Below are 16,977 nucleotides of genomic sequence, written 5' to 3'. Positions count from 1 at the left end.
CAATAGGAAGCCTTATATTTGGGGAATTAGAAACTTAATAAACTCAAATAATATGCTTAAAGGATTTTTCAATGTTCCAGAACCGGTCAATGAACCGGTCAAAAGTTACGCCCCAGGTTCTCCGGAGAGGTCAGAGCTTCAGGCAATGTTAAAAGAATTCAGGGCGCAGCAAGCCGACGTGCCTATGTATATCGGGAGTGAAAAAGTGAGAACAGGCAACAAAAAGCCCATGAACCCGCCACATGACCACCAACATCTTTTGGGTCATTTCCATGAAGGAGATGCTTCCCATGTGGAGCAGGCAATTAATGCCGCGATGGGGGCAAAGTATGCTTGGGAATCTATGGAATGGGAGCAAAGAGCTGCTATTTTTCTGAAAGCCGCAGACTTGTTGGCAGGTCCCTATAGAGCGAAGATCAATGCGGCAACCATGCTAGGTCAATCCAAGAATGCTTTTCAGGCCGAAATTGATGCTGCTTGTGAGTTCATTGATTTTTTGCGCTTCAATGTAAAATATATGGTAGAAATCTATTCCCAACAGCCACCCGTTTCTGGAAATGGCGTTTGGAACAGAGTGGAGCAAAGACCTTTGGAAGGTTTCGTATTTGCTTTGACTCCTTTCAATTTTACTGCTATTGCAGGTAACCTGCCTACTTCTGCTGCCTTGATGGGAAATACGGTGGTTTGGAAGCCCGCCCATACTCAGATCTATTCTGCCAATATATTGATGCAGGTTTTCAAAGAAGCCGGTGTACCGGATGGCGTGATCAACCTGATCTATGTAGATGGACCCACCACTGGAAAAATTGTTTTCAACCATCCTGATTTTGCCGGGATTCACTTTACAGGTTCGACGGGCGTTTTCCAACATATATGGAAGACTATTGGTGAAAATATCTTTAAGTACAAGTCCTATCCAAGAATTGTTGGCGAGACTGGAGGAAAGGATTTTGTGATTGCCCATAAATCAGCAAATCCCAAAGCAGTGGCTGTGGGACTTTCGAGAGGAGCTTTTGAATATCAAGGTCAAAAGTGTTCTGCGGCATCAAGGGCCTATATCCCCTCCAATATGTGGGATGATGTGAAAAAATATTTATTGGAAGATCTGGCGTCCATGAAAATGGGACCAACTGAAGATTTCACCAATTTTATCAATGCCGTAATTGATGAAAAAGCATTTGACAAAATCTCCAATTATATCTCAGAAGCTAAGAAAGCAGATGGAGTGGAAATCATCTCAGGCGGCAATTTTGACAAATCCAAAGGTTACTTCATCGACCCCACCGTCATTGTAACCAAAGACCCCATGTATACTACGATGTGTGAGGAGATTTTTGGCCCTGTTTTGACGATATATGTGTATCAAGCTGAGCATTTTGAAGAAGCGTTGGAATTGGTAGATCAGACTTCCCCTTACGCCTTGACAGGAGCGGTCTTTTCCACTGACAGATATGCTATCGAATTGGCTACCCAGAAACTCAGAAATGCAGCGGGTAACTTCTATATCAATGACAAGCCGACAGGTGCAGTGGTAGGGCAGCAGCCATTTGGTGGTGCTAGGGCTTCCGGGACCAATGACAAGGCCGGTTCCATGATCAATTTGCTTAGGTGGGTATCTCCCAGGACGATTAAAGAAACCTTTGTGTCTCCTGTGGATTATAGGTATCCGTTTTTGGGAGAGGATTGAGAAAAGCGTTTAGAAGCGAGAGACAAGAATCAAGAATCAAGAAAAAAGAGAGCGTTGACCTTTGAGGTCTTTTTTGACCTCGAAGATTTGTGGGAAGCGAGAAGCGAGAAGCGAGACTTTAGAAACATGAACCAAAGCCTGCCCCGAGAATCGGGGAGCCAAGAATCAAGAGCTAAAGCTTTTCCCGAATATTGGGAAATCAAAAACCAAGTGACCTTTGGGGTTTATTAAAACCTCAAAGGTTATCACTTCTTTTTAAACAATGAATCCACAAACTCTTTTCTGTTGAATACCTGTAGGTCAGTCATTTTCTCGCCAACACCGATGTATTTGACCGGGATTTTGAATTGGTCCGAGATGCCGATGACTACGCCACCTTTGGCTGTACCGTCCAGTTTGGTGATAGCCAAGGCAGTGATATCTGTGGCTTTGGTAAATTCCTGTGCCTGAATAAAGGCATTCTGTCCGGTAGAACCATCAAGTACCAATAGGATTTCATGGGGAGCATCGTCGATGAATTTCTGCATGACTCTTTTGATTTTGGTCAGTTCATTCATCAGGTTGACTTTGGTATGCAATCGGCCGGCGGTATCCACAATGACCACATCTGCACCGGTATCCACTCCTTGTTTGACAGCATCAAAAGCCACCGAAGCAGGGTCAGTATTCATCCCATGGGAAACCACAGGCACACCGACCCTATCACCCCAAAGAATCAATTGATCGACTGCCGCAGCTCGAAAAGTATCCGCAGCTCCCAATATGACAGATTTCCCGGCACCTTTAAATTGGTGGGCCAACTTACCTATTGTGGTAGTTTTTCCCACACCATTGACACCGACTACCATGATTACATAAGGCTTTTTGTCTGCAGATAGGTCAAAATCAGAAAGATCGGCACTTTTGTTTTCTTCCATCAAGCCCATGATTTCTTCCCTAAGGATGACATCAAGTTCTGTGGTATTCACATATTTATCCTTGGCTACACGGTCTTCTATTCTTCTGATAATTTTGATGGTAGTATCCACACCAACATCTGAGGTAATCAGGATTTCTTCCAGTTCATCCAATACTTCCTCATCAACCTTGGATTTGCCGACAACAGCCTTGCTGAGCTTGGAAAAAATATTTTCGCTGGACTTTTGTAGTCCCTGATCAAGACTTTCTTTTTTGTCTTTTGTAAAAAAACCGAAAATTCCCATATCTATACAATTTTAGAATCCGAATATAATGAAAAAGTCCCTCCAAGACTTTGCCTGAAGGGACATTTACTTGCAAATGATTGCAATGTATTATTTTTTCAAGGTATCCTGAACCATTGTGGTCGGAACCATCTCTTCTTTAAAGGTATATGCACCGGTCTTGTCAGACTTGATTGCTCTGATCACCTTAGCATAAGTTACTCCACCTTCTTTTTTCAGGGTTGCTACTACTTTCTTAGCCATATTATTGAGATTTATTAGGTTGATTAAACAAAAACCTAAATTATTTAATTTCTTTATGTACCGTCATTTTCTTCAAGATTGGGTTGAATTTCTTCAATTCCAATCTTTCAGTAGTGTTCTTACGGTTTTTGGTAGTGATGTACCTTGAGGTACCTGGAAGACCGGAGGTTTTATGCTCCGTACATTCCATTATCACTTGAACTCTGTTACCTTTCTTAGCCATCGCTCTATATTATTTATTGGGTAAACCCGCTGATTATCTAATTACAATGAATCCTTTTTCCTGAGCTTTTTTCAATACGGCAGTAATGCCTTTCTTATTGATAGTTCTTAGGGCTTTGGTACAAACTTTCAACGTGATCCAAGCATCCTCTTCAGGAACATAGAAGCTTTTCTTGTGCAAGTTTGGATAAAACTTACGCTTGGTCTTGTTGTTCGCGTGCGATACATTATTACCTACTCGAGGTCTTTTACCGGTGATGTCACAAACTTTTGCCATGATATATGATCGTATTATTAAAGACGTTTTTCCAATTGAGTTTGCAAATATCGGACTTTTACCTGAATTACCAAGGGTAGGTTTCAAAAATATTCCTGAAAGTTTTTAATGCAAGACATGAGATTTGAGACATGAGACACAAGAAAGGATGTTTAAGACCTTTGAAACGAGTGATAAAGGTAAAGTTTGTACCAAGTACATTGAACCAAGTACCAAGAATCGACAAATTTGGAACTTGGTGATTTTGAACTGCTAACAGTGTTTAAGTCCATAAAGGACTTCTCCTTGTCACCTCGACGGCAGGTCTTGTCCGCCGTGGCGGAAGAGGTCTGTAACATTTAAGGTTGTATAGATTTCTCCTTTTTTCCGAAAAGACAAAAAAGTCAATCCAAACAACTCAACCCTTTTCCTTATACGGACAATGCTTGCAGCCGCTATCACAACAATATCCCCTCCTTAAGTGGTATTGGGCCGTGAATACCATGAGGCCATTTTCATTGATGTAGTAGTCTCCCGGGATGAGGGTCATTGGTACTGTTGTCTTCTTTTTGGAATTCATTCTTTTATCCTAAAGGCATTTACTATATTTGCCGAAAGTGATATATACGGTCAAATCTGTTCTTGATTGGGCAGCGAAATTACAAATTTTATGATGGAAACAATAAACTCAAGTGATCAGGCGATTGCGCTGGAAGATAAATATGGAGCCCATAACTACCATCCCTTACCGGTTGTGCTGTCTAAAGGTGAAGGTGTTTTTCTTTGGGACGTCGAGGGTAAGAAATATTATGATTTTCTTTCTGCCTATTCTGCTGTCAACCAAGGTCATTGTCATCCAAGAATCAAAAACACTTTGATCGAGCAGGCCGGAACTTTGACTTTGACATCAAGGGCATTCCACAATGATATTTTGGGACCGTTTGAGAAATACATTACCGAATATTTCGGTTTCGATAAAGTATTGCCTATGAATACTGGAGCGGAAGGTGTTGAAACTGCCATCAAGATTGCAAGAAAGTGGGGTTATGAAGTTAAAGGTGTAGATGAAAACAAAGCTAAAATCATAGTAGCTGAAAACAACTTTCATGGAAGGACTTCCACTATCATTTCATTTTCAAGTGATGAAAATGCGAAAAAGAATTTTGGACCCTATACCCCAGGCTTTATTAAGATACCTTATGATAATATTAAAGCACTGGAGGAAGCATTGGAAGAGGAGAATGTTGTTGCTTTTTTAGTGGAGCCTATCCAAGGTGAAGCAGGGGTGTATACACCAGCTGATGATTATTTGAGAAAAGTATCAGAAGTGTGTAAGTCCAAGAATGTATTGTTCATAGCAGATGAAATTCAGACTGGAATTGCACGTACAGGTTCGCTATTGGCCGTTTGCGGCAACTGTACCTGTGAGGGGCATTGTGAAAAACAGGATACCTATATCAAACCGGACATGCTGATTTTGGGAAAAGCTATTTCAGGAGGTTTTTATCCCGTGTCGGCAGTATTGGCAGACAATCATATTATGAACGTGATCAAACCAGGTCAGCACGGTTCTACCTTTGGAGGCAATCCTTTAGGTGTAAAGGTGGCGATGACTGCATTGGAAGTAGTCAGGGATGAGAAACTCGCCCTCAATGCCCGCAAACTTGGAAAGCTCTTTCGAGTTAGAATGCAGAAATTGGTGGACAAATATAAAATCCTCAAACTAGTGAGAGGCAAAGGTTTGCTCAATGCTGTTGTCGTCAATGATTCGGAAAAAAGCTCTACCGCTTGGGATATGTGTGTGGCACTGAAGGACAATGGGCTCTTGGCCAAGCCTACACACGGCAATATCATCCGCTTTGCACCACCTTTGGTCATGACTGAGGAACAGTTGCACGAATGCTGCGATATCATTGAGAAGGTGGTGAGGGAGTTTGAAAAGTGAAATCATGAAAAAAGCGGTCATTTTCGATATGGATGGCGTAATCTGTCATACCAATCCCTTCCATTCAATGGCATTCAAAGAATTTTTTGCCAAAAGAAATATGTATCCTACGGAGGAGGAGTTTGCCCTGCACATGTATGGTAAAAGCAATTCCTATATCATGAGCCATTTTTTTGGTAGACCCATTTCCGGAAATGAGCTTTTGAAACTTGAAGATGAAAAGGAAAGTCTGTTCAGAGAGATTTATAAGGATAAGATTGACCCGATTACCGGATTTATGGAGTTTTTCCAGCAATTGAAAACCAATAAGTTTCTGACCGGAGTAGCTACCTCCGCGCCTTTTGCCAATATGGAATTAATAGCGGGAACTTTGTCTTTGTTTGACCATATGGAATCAGTGTTGGCGAGCGAGGATGTGACCAAACACAAACCCGACCCACAGGTATATCTGAAATCTTCCGCAAACCTTCAGGTTGGACCTGAGTTATGTGTGGTTTTTGAGGATTCATTTTCAGGCGTGACAGCGGCCAAAAATGCGGGTATGAAAGTAGTGGGAGTCTTGTCTTCTCACAATAAAGAAGAATTGCCTGTCTGTGACTTGTATATTCAGGATTTCAGGGAAGTGGATGTTGAGAAGGTTTTGGGTTTGTTGACCTAAGGTTTTCACCTAAATCCAATTATCAAGAATGAATTTGAATTAAGGCTAGGATACTTCTAAACTTTATATTGCGATCATGAAAACCCTATTTTGTTTTTTCTTCATAAACCTTTTGTTTTCGGAGATACAAATAAACCAATTTTCTTTAGGAGAGAATAAGCCCTTCATTCACCGAACAGAAGAGAACTTCCGGGAGTACCTTAATGAATTTATTCTTGAGGATGATATTTCCCCTTTGATGGAAGGTGAAATATTGGTCATCAATTTATGGGCTACATGGTGCGGTCCCTGTATACAGGAAATCCCCGAATTAAATATACTTGTGGAGAAATACCAGGATCAGCACATCCGTTTTTTGGCCTTTACTGATGAAAGCAAAGAGGTTTTTGAAAAATTCCAGAAAAGGAGACCTTCTTTTGAATTCGGTTTTGAGAAGAGTTTTGAAAATATGGAAGCCATGGAAGTATTGATGAAATTGGATAAAGAATACCAAGGCAAGGCGATTCCCTTACATGTTCTGGTGAAGAAAGATGGCAGTGTCAAAGAAGTTTTTGTCGGAGGTTCAAAGTATAATATCCAACGGATCGAAAGTTTTATAAAAAAGGAACTGAAAAGCAAAAAGTAATCTATTTTTAGTTTATAGTGTAAAATAATTCTGGGAAGAATTGAAAAAAGATTTGGATGGCAGCAATATTGGAAACTAAAGAATTGACCAAAAGATACGGCAATCAGCTGGCATTGGATGGGTTGAATTTCAGCCTAAAGAAAGGTCAGGTCCTTGGGGTGATCGGTCCGAATGGCAGTGGAAAGACCACTTTGTTCAGTATTGTTTTAGGCCTTAGGAAAGCTTCCTCCGGTTCTTTTACTATACTAGGGGAGGATGACCCTGAGGAAGTCAGAAAAAGGGTGGGTGTCATATTGGATCAGGGTAATTTTTACCAGAATATTTCAGCGAAAAAAAACCTGACTATTTCGGCCATGACAAAAGGAGTGGACTTGGCAAGGGTAGGTGAGCTTCTTGAAAAAGTAGGGTTAGGTCAAGTGGGAGAAAAAAGCTTTAAGAACTTTTCTTATGGTATGAAGAAGAGATTGGAAGTTGCAGATGCTTTATTGGCCCAACCTGAATTCATTATTATGGATGAACCCACCAATGGATTGGATCCTGAGGGGATCATTTTCATCAGGGATTTGATTGTTCGGTTGCAGCGTGAAGGAAAGACCATCATGCTTTCCAGTCATTATCTGGATGAAGTAGAAAAAGTCTGTACTGACTTTTTAATCTTGAAAAATGGAAAGAATATTTTCCATGGAAGTAAAGATGAGGTCAAAGATAATTTCAAATCTCTTGAATCAGTATTTACCAATAAATTTTGATCAGATGACTTTTTCACAAATGTTGAAAATTGAAATGTATAAGCTGCAACGCTTTGATTTTTATTTGTTTGCCGGATTATACCTCTTGTTGATCATTGCTATTCCTTTTGGGGTCAATTCAATTTTTGGCAATGCAATATCATATACCGAAGCTGTGAGATTTATGCATTTGGTGAGTATCAAACTGATGTTATTTGGGACCATTATCGCCACTTCAAGAGAATATACCAATCAGGTAAACAGAAAAAGACTGCTAAATGGATACAAAAGGCATCAGCTATTCCTCTCCCAATTGATTACAGTAGGTTTATACGTTTCCACTATAATGATACTCTCCTTGTTAGCCATCCCGATATTGGCGATGATCGTTGGAGGATTTTCTGGATTTCTGGAAATCCCTTGGATTTGGTATGCAGGACTGATGCTGAGTAATATAGCATGGGGACTGTTTGCAGTTTTTTTGGTCAATGTATTCAAAAAGCCACTTTGGGCTATATTGGCATATTTTGGGCTTAGTTTTATTGAAATCCCATTGAAGTTCGTGGGTCAGTTTCAAATGGCATCAGGAGGAAAGGATAATATGGTGTATTTTGCCCAAATGGATTTGTTCAATAAATTCCAGACTTTTGAAGAGCTGAACTTTGCTTTGGTGATAGCACTCATAGTTTATTTACTCTTGTATCAATTTGGGTCACTGTTAATCATTAAAAGGAGGGATTTTTAATTTATATTTAAATTTGCCCGGATGTCACTTCGGAATAATTAATCGTAAGGACTTAGGGTGTGATCATTACTTAGTTTCTCATGTTTACATGAAAGTGAAATATTTTAGCTCTAATTAGCTCTAATAAGTAGGGAAAAATATAATCGTTTTTATCATAATAGTATCTTTGAAAAAAATTGAATTACCATGCTCAGAAGACCAAGAAGAAACCGAAAGTCACAGGCCATCCGCAATATGGTGGAAGAAACAAGGCTTTCTGTAAAAGATTTTATATTCCCCATGTTTTTGATTGATGGGGTGAACCAGAAAATCGAGGTAGCTTCCATGCCGGGCATATATAGATATTCTTTGGATTTGATGTTGGAAGAAATAGCAGCATGCATGGAGTTGGGCATAATGGCTTTTGATATTTTCCCTGCCTACCCCGAAAGTAAAAAAGACAGATTTGCTACAGAAAGTCATAATCCTGAGACTTTTTACTTAAGGGCCATCCATAAAATCAAAACAACTTTTCCAGATGCAGTAGTCATGACTGATGTGGCCATGGACCCTTATAGCTCAGATGGACATGATGGTTTGGTCGAAAACGGGAAAATATTGAATGACGAGACTTTGGAGATATTGGCAAAAATGTCTTTGGCGCAAGCTAGAGCAGGGGCTGATATATTGGGTCCTTCAGATATGATGGATGGAAGGGTCGGTTTTATTAGGAGCATGTTGGACGACCATGGATTTACCGATGTCTCCATTATGTCCTATACTGCAAAGTATGCTTCTGCCTTTTACGGTCCATTTCGTGATGCATTAGATTCTGCCCCTAAGATGGGAGATAAGAAAACCTATCAAATGGATCCGGCCAATTATTATGAGGCCTTGATAGAAGCCGATTTGGATACTGAGGAGGGCGCAGACTTTTTGATGGTAAAGCCTGCTTTGGCCTATTTGGATGTGATCAGGTTATTAAAGGACAATTCTAATCTGCCCATTGCAGCCTACAATGTCAGTGGAGAATATGCCATGATTAAAGCTTCAGCCCAGCGAGGTTGGTTGGATGGAGAGAGGGCCATGATGGAATCCCTACTCAGTATCAAAAGAGCTGGTGCCAATGTGATATTAAGTTATTTTGCCAAGGAGTTTGCTCAATTAAGCAAGTAGTTATCAACTATTTTGGGTAAATAGGTTGAAAGATTGGATTAAATGTGGTTTTTGATTATATGCCGATACCCATGGTTATTACTGGCCAAGAAGCGGATATCCATCAATCAATTTATTTATTTTTTACAAATTTTTGTTATTTTTTGTCTTGTGGTGTCCAAGCTCGGCCAAAATTTTTTATCTTAAAAATTATTTCAAATCTAAAAGAAGAGCGTGTTGGCCATTCCAATTCAAATTACAGATCCCGTTTATAAAGAAAGGCAAATCTTTACCGGGTACGAACGATTTTTGATGAGATTTATCAAAGATCCACGGGACTTGCCCTTTTTACATTTGATGACTTCTATCCACCTAACAGTGATTCCGTTGGCAATTTTACTTTATTTGCCGATTCTAAATGGACTTTGGTGGTGGGCTGTTGCCATTCCATATTTTTACATTTCCCAATTTTACTTCAAAGGCTCCTTTGGGTTGATGCTTCATTGCTTTTGCCACCGCAGTATGTGGAAATCTGAGTGGCAATGGATGCAAAAATATATTCTTTGGTTCCTATCTCCTTTTTTCGGACATCTTGGAGAATCTTACCACAGCCATCATATTGGAATGCACCACATTGAAGGAAATATGCCGGAAGATTCTAGCAGTACGATGGGATACCAAAGAGATAGCGTAAAGGATTTTATTAAATATTGGTTGAATTTTATGGCTTTGGGCTTCCATGATACTTTCCAGTTTTTGTTTAAAAGAAATTTGAGGAAATTCTATGTTCCATTGACCTACAGTGAAATACTGTTCTACATTTTCGCAGTTGCCATGTGTTTTGTTAACTTAAAAGCAACCATGGTTGTATTTGTAATACCTTTCTTTTTCGCAAGACTTGTCATGATGTTGGGCAATTGGACACAGCATGCATTTGTAGATCCTGTCGAGCCTGAGGATGAATTAGCGAGTACAGTTATTTGTATGAACACGGTTTACAACCATAAGTGTTGGAATGATGGTTACCATGCATTTCATCATTTAAAACCAGCAGCACATTATACAGAATATCCCCTGATGTTTGAAAAGTATAAAGATCAGTTAGCGGAGAAAAAAACTTTTGTTTTTTCGGGAGTGCATTACCTCCATATTTTCAAGTGGCTGATGACAAAAAACTATGATCAAATGGCCGCCCATTTGATCAATATCAATAATTCTTTCAGGGACAAGGACGAAATGGTCTCTCTATTGAAAGCAAGGGTACAGAAATTTGAGAATACTGATCAGCCAAAAACAAATCCCAAAGAATTTATCTCAAATTAGAAAAATGGTAATCCCTCTAAAAGTATTTTTACTTTTGGAAGGATTATAACTCTTCTTCTCTTTCCAGCATCAATAGGGAGTGCTGTGGTACGATATAGTATTTTTCCCCTTCATAGAGCACTTCGTACGAACCGTTCAAAAGGAAAATAGCCAAATCACCTTCTTTTGCCTGAAGCGGAATGTATTTGATATTGTCATCCCTATCTTTCCAAGGTTCATCTATTTCCATGGGTGAAGGTATTGGATAACCGGGACCGGTCTTGATGATATAGCCTTGTTGTACTTTTTCTTTTTCCTGCACACCGGGAGGAAGGTAAAGCCCTGTTGCTGTCTTTTCATCTGCCTTTCTGAGTTTGATCAGAACCCGGTCACCTACTATGATGAGTTTTTTTAGTTTATTGTCAGGGGTGAGTTTCATTTGATTTTAGATTTTAGAAGGGAGATTTTAGATTGGAGACTCAAGATTGGAGACACAAGATGCAAGACACAAGGTGGAAGATACAAGAGCCAAGAACCAAGAGCCAAGACTGTCTTGATTCTTGGTTCTTGGCTCTTGGTTCTCAAAAAAAAGAGGCATCCATATCAGATATAGATGCCGTCTTTTTTGGTTTATGATTTAATTATTTTTTGTCCTCAGACACTTCTTCGTAGTCAACATCAGATACGCCGTCTCCGGCTTCTGCTGAAGCTCCTGCATCTGCACTTGCTCCTGCATCAGCACCTGGTTGGGCACCTTGAGTAGCATTGTACATTTCTTGAGAAGCACCTTCCCATGCTTTGTTCAAAGTTTCCATAGCAGCATCAATTCCAGCCAAATCCTGAGACTGATGTGCTTTTTTCAATGTTTCCAAAGCTGAAGAAACATTAGCTTTATTCTCATCCGAAAGTTTGTCACCATATTCTTTCAGTTGTTTTTCGGTTTGGAAAACAAGACTGTCAGCCTGGTTCAACTTTTCGATTTTCTCTTTTTCTTCTTTGTCAGAAACAGCATTTGCTTCAGCTTCTTTTTTCATTCTTTCGATATCGTCTTGCGACAATCCTGAAGAAGCCTCAATCTTGATTTTTTGCTCTTTTCCTGTTCCTTTATCTTTTGCAGATACATTCAGAATACCATTGGCATCAATATCGAAGGTCACTTCGATTTGAGGAACTCCTCTTTGTGCAGGTGGGATATCGCTCAATTGGAATCTTCCAATTGACCTGTTATCCTTGGCCAATGGTCTCTCTCCTTGCAAAACATGGATGTCAACCGCAGGCTGATTGTCTGCTGCTGTAGAGAAAACTTCAGATTTTTTGCTTGGAATGGTGGTGTTGGATTCGATCAGTTTGGTGAATACACCACCCATAGTTTCGATACCTAGAGATAGGGGCGTCACATCAAGCAACAACACGTCTTTTACTTCACCGGTCAATACTCCACCTTGGATAGCAGCACCTATGGCTACAACTTCGTCAGGGTTAACACCTTTTGAGGGTTTTTTACCGAAGAATTTTTCAACTTCTTCCTGGATTTTTGGAATTCTAGTCGAGCCACCTACTAAGATTACCTCATCTATATCCGATGGAGACAATCCTGCATCTTTAAGGGCCTTTTTACAAGGGTCCATGGATCTTTTTACCAAATCCTCAGACAGTTGTTCAAACTTAGCCCTACTCAAAGTTCTTACTAAGTGCTTGGGGCCTGTTTGCGTCGCAGTGATATAAGGAAGGTTGATTTCCGTGGAGGAAGAACTGGACAATTCAATTTTAGCTTTTTCAGCTGCTTCCTTCAATCGTTGAAGCGCCATCGGATCTTGTCTCAAATCAATTTGTTCTTCGGCTTTGAACTCGTCTGCAAGCCAGTTGATGATTTTCTGATCAAAGTCATCACCACCTAAGTGAACGTCACCATTTGTAGATTTAACTTCAAACACGCCATCACCCAATTCAAGAACAGAAACGTCAAATGTACCACCGCCAAGGTCATACACAGCGATTTTCATATCCCTGTTTTTCTTATCCATCCCGTATGCCAAAGCAGCAGCAGTGGGCTCATTGATGATTCTTTTTACTTCAAGGCCAGCAATCTGACCGGCTTCTTTGGTAGCCTGACGCTCAGCATCATTGAAATAGGCTGGAACTGTGATGACAGCCTCGGTAACAGTCTGACCCAAAAAGTCTTCAGCTGTACTCTTCATTTTCTGAAGGATCATAGCAGAAAGCTCCTGTGGCGTGTAAGCTCTGTCACCAATTTTGATGGTGATAGTGTCGTTTGAACCCTTTTCAACTTTGTAGGAAGCATGTTTTTTCTCTTCGGAAACCTCGGAGAATTTTTTGCCCATAAATCTCTTTACTGATGAAATGGTGTTGGCAGGGTTAGTGATTGCCTGACGCTTTGCAGGGTCACCTACTTTTCTTTCTCCATTACCATTGTCCAAGAAGGCCACAATAGATGGAGTGGTTCTTCTTCCTTCACTGTTTTGGATGACCACCGGCTCGCTGCCTTCCATTACGGCAACGCATGAGTTAGTAGTACCCAAGTCTATACCTATGATTTTTCCCATGATGATATATTATTTCTGTTATTGATTACAATTTTTTGAATTACAATTTCCTTATTGACAAGGGTTGTGCCAATGAACGTTATCCATGATTTTGTGTCAGATTGACAGATTTGTGTCACAGATTTAAAAAAGATATTTCAAAGTTGTCATTATGCAGGATGTGATGTCAGGTCAATCATACACCCACCAATCAGGTCTTACGGTGACAAACCTTCTACCCAATGCCCGATTTGCACAAGTCTGACATTCGGGTGGGTATTCAAATAATTGTCTCCCCAATACAAAAGTGCAGGGAGGGCGTAAAAAAACAGGTGATATTTCAGATGTTACATAAAATCGGGTGACTTGGGATTTTGCTACTTCGAAAAATCCCAAAACTTTATCATTAGGGTCATTTACGTTTTTAATGTTCCCATTGATGGGAGCTGGGGGGATATCAAACAAAGAGCCCTGATTTTCAATCACGATTTTGATTCTTTCCCAATATTCGAAAGCCTCTCTGTTAATACTCAATTGTTTTACACTGATAAACATGGGATACAGGAATGAATTATCCATTTTTCTTGTAGCCAATAGTTGATCAATGTTTTGTGTTTTGCTGGTAGATCCGTTAAAGAGGTTGATTCTTGCAGGCTCCATGATATCAAAAATAAAGCATGGAGGGGGCATTGGGGGCGGGATTCCAGGCGCATTTATCCATACCAACTCCCAATATGAAGTTTCTTCGACAATCCACCTCAGATAAGCAGGCTCATTATCCTGAGGAAGTTGTGTTTTGGTAAATACTTTGAAAACATGTTCATTGACTGTAGTTCTAAATGGTTCATAACCGACTTCATAACTTAGGCTATCAGTACCAATTGAATTTGGGATTTCTTGAAACGATGATCTAAACACTTTTTCCCCAACCTTTACTTCAAGTGAATAGCTTTGTCCTTCAATGGGGTTGAAATTATGTAGTTCATAATTTCCATTGCCGAGGGAAGTATACCGTAAAGTACCCCCATCTAGCACCAATAAATTGACTTCTGCATTGGGTATGCCGATTTGAGTAAAGCCTAAACTCCTGCTCGACCCTACATTTACAGTATGGGTGTTTTCCCCTGCTGATAGTAAACCGTAGATGATTATTTGCCCTTCCACCGTATCACCTATAAAATCCAATCTGTCAATACAAGAGCTTACCAGAAAAAGCCATACTATACATAGTAAAGGACTTACAAGGAATATATTGAAAAATTTCTTCATTTATTAAATGTTACGCTATAGGTAATTGATGGGAATGCAGATCCCAAAACAGATACTTGATAAGGCCTTAACCGGAGAAAATTCTCTTCTCTTTGGAAAAACACCGAATAGGCATTTCTTCTTCCCAATAAATTATAGACACTGAAATTGATTTTGTCATTCCAATTTCTGACAAAACCTTTGGCAAGATAAGAAAGGTCAACTCTAAAATAATTTGGAATTCTGAATTGGTTTCTGTCACTATAATCAGGAATCAGAATGCCATTTACCAGATAATTTGTGGATGGCGCTGTAACAGGTCTTCCTGTTGAAAAATTGAAATTCAAATTGAAATTTCTTCCTTTGCCCAAATGAAAATTAGTCACCAAAGATACGATATGCGGCCGATCGAAATTGGTTGGAAACCAATTGCCCCGGTTTATCTGGATTTCACTGAATTCTGAAGTAGTTCTGATAAGCGAACGGCTGTAAGTATAAGCTAACCAACCTGTGATTCCACCCGTGTTTCTTTGAATAAGAAATTCTGCACCATATGCAAGGCCTTGACCTTGTATTACTTCCGTTTCGAGATGTGGATTAAGAAACAAATCCGCAAAATCCCTGTATTCCAACTGGTTTTCTGTAGTTCTATAAAACCCTTCCAAAGAAGTGGACCATTCGTTTTCTTTGAAATTCCTGAAATAACCCAAAGATAAATTGTGGGATCTTTGGGGTTGAATGTAGGTGGTACTCAACTGCCAAAGATCAATAGGCGTAGGTCCTGTGGCATTTGAAATGGTTTGTAAATATTGGAACATACTTGAATAGCCTGCTTTGATGGAATTCACCTCGTTGAACGTCCATCTCATAGATGCACGGGGTTCAAATCCACCATACCGGACAATGGAACCCTCATCAATTGCATCAATGCCGGAAATGGTGAGTCTCGTCCGGGGTAATCCTTCCTGATAGCGATGAACCGAATCAGGTCCCAATTGATGATACTGAGAATACCTTAGCCCACCTGAGATTGAAAAGTTTTCGGTGGGATTCCAATCAATCGAAGCAAATGGAGCAAACTCCAATCCCTTCTGTTTCCCTACTTTTTCCTGGAAAATACCTGATTCTCCTGAAAAGGGCAGTAGTGTTTCAGGCCTCATCTGATATTGAATGGCTTCACCGCCAATAGTGATATCAGTGTTTTCAAGGGTAAGCAAACCTGTAATTTTCCCCTGAAAATAATAAAGGCCGTTTTTGATAATGGAAGGGTCAGTGCCAGATGGTTCAAAAAATCCATTATTAAATGAACCAAATGCCGCCATACCGATCAAAGAGAAGTTTTCAGACAATAGGTTATTGCTGGTAAGCGAAGTGACAAGGTTATTCCATTCAAATCCAAATTGATCGGAAAACCTAAAATAGTCACCTGTGTTCAGCAAGGAAAAATCTAAGGAATGCTCTTGGGAGAACTTGTGGTTGAGTCCCAAGTAAATATCGTGAAATCTGATGTTGCTGTTTCTGACATCAGGTTCATCGACTCTCTGCAACAACCAATTCGCATTGGACCTTCTCAATCCTGCAATCATGCTTGTTTTTTCGGGAATGATAGGACCTTCGACAAGAAGCTTGCTCACAGCAGTCCCCAGTGATCCTGAATAATTCCATTTTTCAAAATCACCTTTGCTCATTTCTATATTCAAGGCTGCAGCACTCCTGCCACCAAAATTACTGGGAACAGTACCTTTATATAAAGTAAAATTCCTGACCACATCTCCATTGAAAGCAGATAGAAAACCCAATGCATGACTGTTGCTCAGTACAATTGCCTCGTTCATCATGATAAGATTCTGATCCGCTTGTCCGCCTCTTATGTTCAGTCCCGAAGAGCCTTCTCCCACAGAAGTGACTCCGGGAGTGGCCTGAAGGACATTGAAGACATCAGGTTCACCCATCAAAGTAGGGATCAATTTAATATCCTCAATATTCATTTTTGTAACTCCTGTGATGGGGCTTTTTATATTCCTGTCTTTTTCCTCCTCCCGGACTATAAATGTCTCCAATTCGAAACTGAGGTTTTCCAATTCAGTATCCAAAACACCATCTCCATAAAGTTCCACAATAAAGGGTTGTCCCTTTTTGCCAAACTGTCTGAAAACAATCCGGTGTCTGCCTGAATCCAAATGTGCTAGATACATTCCATTTCTATCGGTATTTATTCCCGTAAAAAAACCATCTACATGAACAGCTGCACCCGAAATCAAATCCCCAGTTTGTTTATCAATAACTTTTCCGGTCAGTATGTATTTGGCTTTTTTTCTTTCTGGGTCTGCCTGAAACTTCACTATGGGAGTTTCAGATTGCGCCATGACAAAGGATTGGCAAAAAGTCATATAAATGCTAAAAGCAATGCAAAAACAAATGCGGGTCTTGATCGAATGC

General features: G+C 40.0%; 17 protein-coding genes. 8 read left to right on the top strand and 9 right to left on the bottom strand.

Annotated elements, in window-relative coordinates; genetic code table 11:
• The first annotated feature begins 52 nt into the window (after positions 1 to 52).
• A complete protein-coding gene (gene pruA / locus HMJ38_RS17850) occupies positions 53 to 1,687 on the top strand; it encodes an L-glutamate gamma-semialdehyde dehydrogenase (RefSeq protein WP_194975793.1) in 1,635 nt (544 codons plus the stop codon).
• A 245-nt stretch (positions 1,688 to 1,932) separates the two neighbouring features.
• Here pruA and ftsY read toward each other — a convergent pair whose 3' ends face one another.
• The 5 genes from ftsY to HMJ38_RS17825 form a co-directional block, all read right to left on the bottom strand.
• Positions 1,933 to 2,889: a signal recognition particle-docking protein FtsY gene (ftsY, locus tag HMJ38_RS17845; protein WP_194975792.1), complete on the bottom strand. Its 957-nt coding sequence runs from the start codon at positions 2,887 to 2,889 to the stop codon at positions 1,933 to 1,935.
• Between the two features lie 90 nt (positions 2,890 to 2,979).
• Positions 2,980 to 3,132, bottom strand: coding sequence for a DUF4295 domain-containing protein (locus HMJ38_RS17840; RefSeq protein ID WP_194975791.1), 153 nt, complete (start codon positions 3,130 to 3,132; stop codon positions 2,980 to 2,982).
• A gap of 40 nt (positions 3,133 to 3,172) precedes the next feature.
• On the bottom strand, positions 3,173 to 3,355 hold the full coding sequence (rpmG, locus tag HMJ38_RS17835) for a 50S ribosomal protein L33 (RefSeq protein WP_194975790.1): 183 nt from the start codon (positions 3,353 to 3,355) through the stop codon (positions 3,173 to 3,175).
• Between the two features lie 33 nt (positions 3,356 to 3,388).
• The gene (gene rpmB / locus HMJ38_RS17830) at positions 3,389 to 3,631 is read right to left on the bottom strand and encodes a 50S ribosomal protein L28 (RefSeq protein WP_194975789.1); all 243 of its coding nucleotides are present in this window, start codon (positions 3,629 to 3,631) and stop codon (positions 3,389 to 3,391) included.
• Positions 3,632 to 4,028: 397 nt separating this feature from the next.
• On the bottom strand, positions 4,029 to 4,160 hold the full coding sequence (locus HMJ38_RS17825) for a DUF5522 domain-containing protein (RefSeq protein WP_317174552.1): 132 nt from the start codon (positions 4,158 to 4,160) through the stop codon (positions 4,029 to 4,031).
• A 120-nt stretch (positions 4,161 to 4,280) separates the two neighbouring features.
• On the opposite strand from HMJ38_RS17825, the gene rocD reads away from it, so the two are divergent.
• The 7 genes from rocD (at position 4,281) to HMJ38_RS17790 (ending at position 10,768) form a co-directional block, all read left to right on the top strand.
• Entirely contained in the window at positions 4,281 to 5,555 is a 1,275-nt protein-coding gene (gene rocD / locus HMJ38_RS17820) for an ornithine--oxo-acid transaminase (RefSeq protein WP_194975787.1), read from the top strand.
• 4 nt (positions 5,556 to 5,559) lie between these two features.
• Positions 5,560 to 6,213 (top strand): HAD family hydrolase, encoded by a 654-nt coding sequence (locus tag HMJ38_RS17815; protein ID WP_194975786.1) that lies wholly within the window; start codon positions 5,560 to 5,562, stop codon positions 6,211 to 6,213.
• Between the two features lie 76 nt (positions 6,214 to 6,289).
• Positions 6,290 to 6,838 carry a redoxin domain-containing protein gene (locus HMJ38_RS17810; protein ID WP_194975785.1) on the top strand — a complete coding sequence of 183 codons (549 nt, stop codon included), beginning with the start codon at positions 6,290 to 6,292 and terminating at the stop codon, positions 6,836 to 6,838.
• Positions 6,839 to 6,894: 56 nt separating this feature from the next.
• Complete coding sequence (locus tag HMJ38_RS17805; RefSeq protein ID WP_194975784.1) at positions 6,895 to 7,587, top strand: ABC transporter ATP-binding protein; 693 nt, start codon at positions 6,895 to 6,897, stop codon at positions 7,585 to 7,587.
• A gap of 4 nt (positions 7,588 to 7,591) precedes the next feature.
• A complete protein-coding gene (locus HMJ38_RS17800; RefSeq protein WP_194975783.1) occupies positions 7,592 to 8,311 on the top strand; it encodes a hypothetical protein in 720 nt (239 codons plus the stop codon).
• A gap of 186 nt (positions 8,312 to 8,497) precedes the next feature.
• Positions 8,498 to 9,466: a porphobilinogen synthase gene (hemB, locus tag HMJ38_RS17795; protein ID WP_194975782.1), complete on the top strand. Its 969-nt coding sequence runs from the start codon at positions 8,498 to 8,500 to the stop codon at positions 9,464 to 9,466.
• Positions 9,467 to 9,757: 291 nt separating this feature from the next.
• Entirely contained in the window at positions 9,758 to 10,768 is a 1,011-nt protein-coding gene (locus tag HMJ38_RS17790) for a fatty acid desaturase family protein (RefSeq protein ID WP_194975781.1), read from the top strand.
• A 43-nt stretch (positions 10,769 to 10,811) separates the two neighbouring features.
• Here the strand turns inward: HMJ38_RS17790 and HMJ38_RS17785 are convergent, their stop codons facing one another.
• The 4 genes from HMJ38_RS17785 to HMJ38_RS17770 form a co-directional block, all read right to left on the bottom strand.
• The gene (locus HMJ38_RS17785) at positions 10,812 to 11,186 is read right to left on the bottom strand and encodes a co-chaperone GroES (protein ID WP_194975780.1); all 375 of its coding nucleotides are present in this window, start codon (positions 11,184 to 11,186) and stop codon (positions 10,812 to 10,814) included.
• Between the two features lie 202 nt (positions 11,187 to 11,388).
• On the bottom strand, positions 11,389 to 13,311 hold the full coding sequence (gene dnaK / locus HMJ38_RS17780; RefSeq protein WP_194975779.1) for a molecular chaperone DnaK: 1,923 nt from the start codon (positions 13,309 to 13,311) through the stop codon (positions 11,389 to 11,391).
• 171 nt (positions 13,312 to 13,482) lie between these two features.
• The gene (locus HMJ38_RS17775) at positions 13,483 to 14,559 is read right to left on the bottom strand and encodes a DUF4249 domain-containing protein (protein ID WP_194975778.1); all 1,077 of its coding nucleotides are present in this window, start codon (positions 14,557 to 14,559) and stop codon (positions 13,483 to 13,485) included.
• The gene (locus HMJ38_RS17770; protein ID WP_194975777.1) at positions 14,556 to 16,904 is read right to left on the bottom strand and encodes a TonB-dependent receptor; all 2,349 of its coding nucleotides are present in this window, start codon (positions 16,902 to 16,904) and stop codon (positions 14,556 to 14,558) included. Before HMJ38_RS17770 ends, HMJ38_RS17775 begins: the two co-directional genes overlap by 4 nt.
• Between the last annotated feature and the right edge of the window lie 73 nt (positions 16,905 to 16,977).

Source organism: Aquiflexum lacus (assembly GCF_015476655.1).
GTDB classification, from domain to species: Bacteria; Bacteroidota; Bacteroidia; order Cytophagales; family Cyclobacteriaceae; genus Aquiflexum; species Aquiflexum lacus.
Note: the sequence above shows the minus strand (reverse complement) of the source record. Positions and strands in the feature narration are given on the sequence as shown.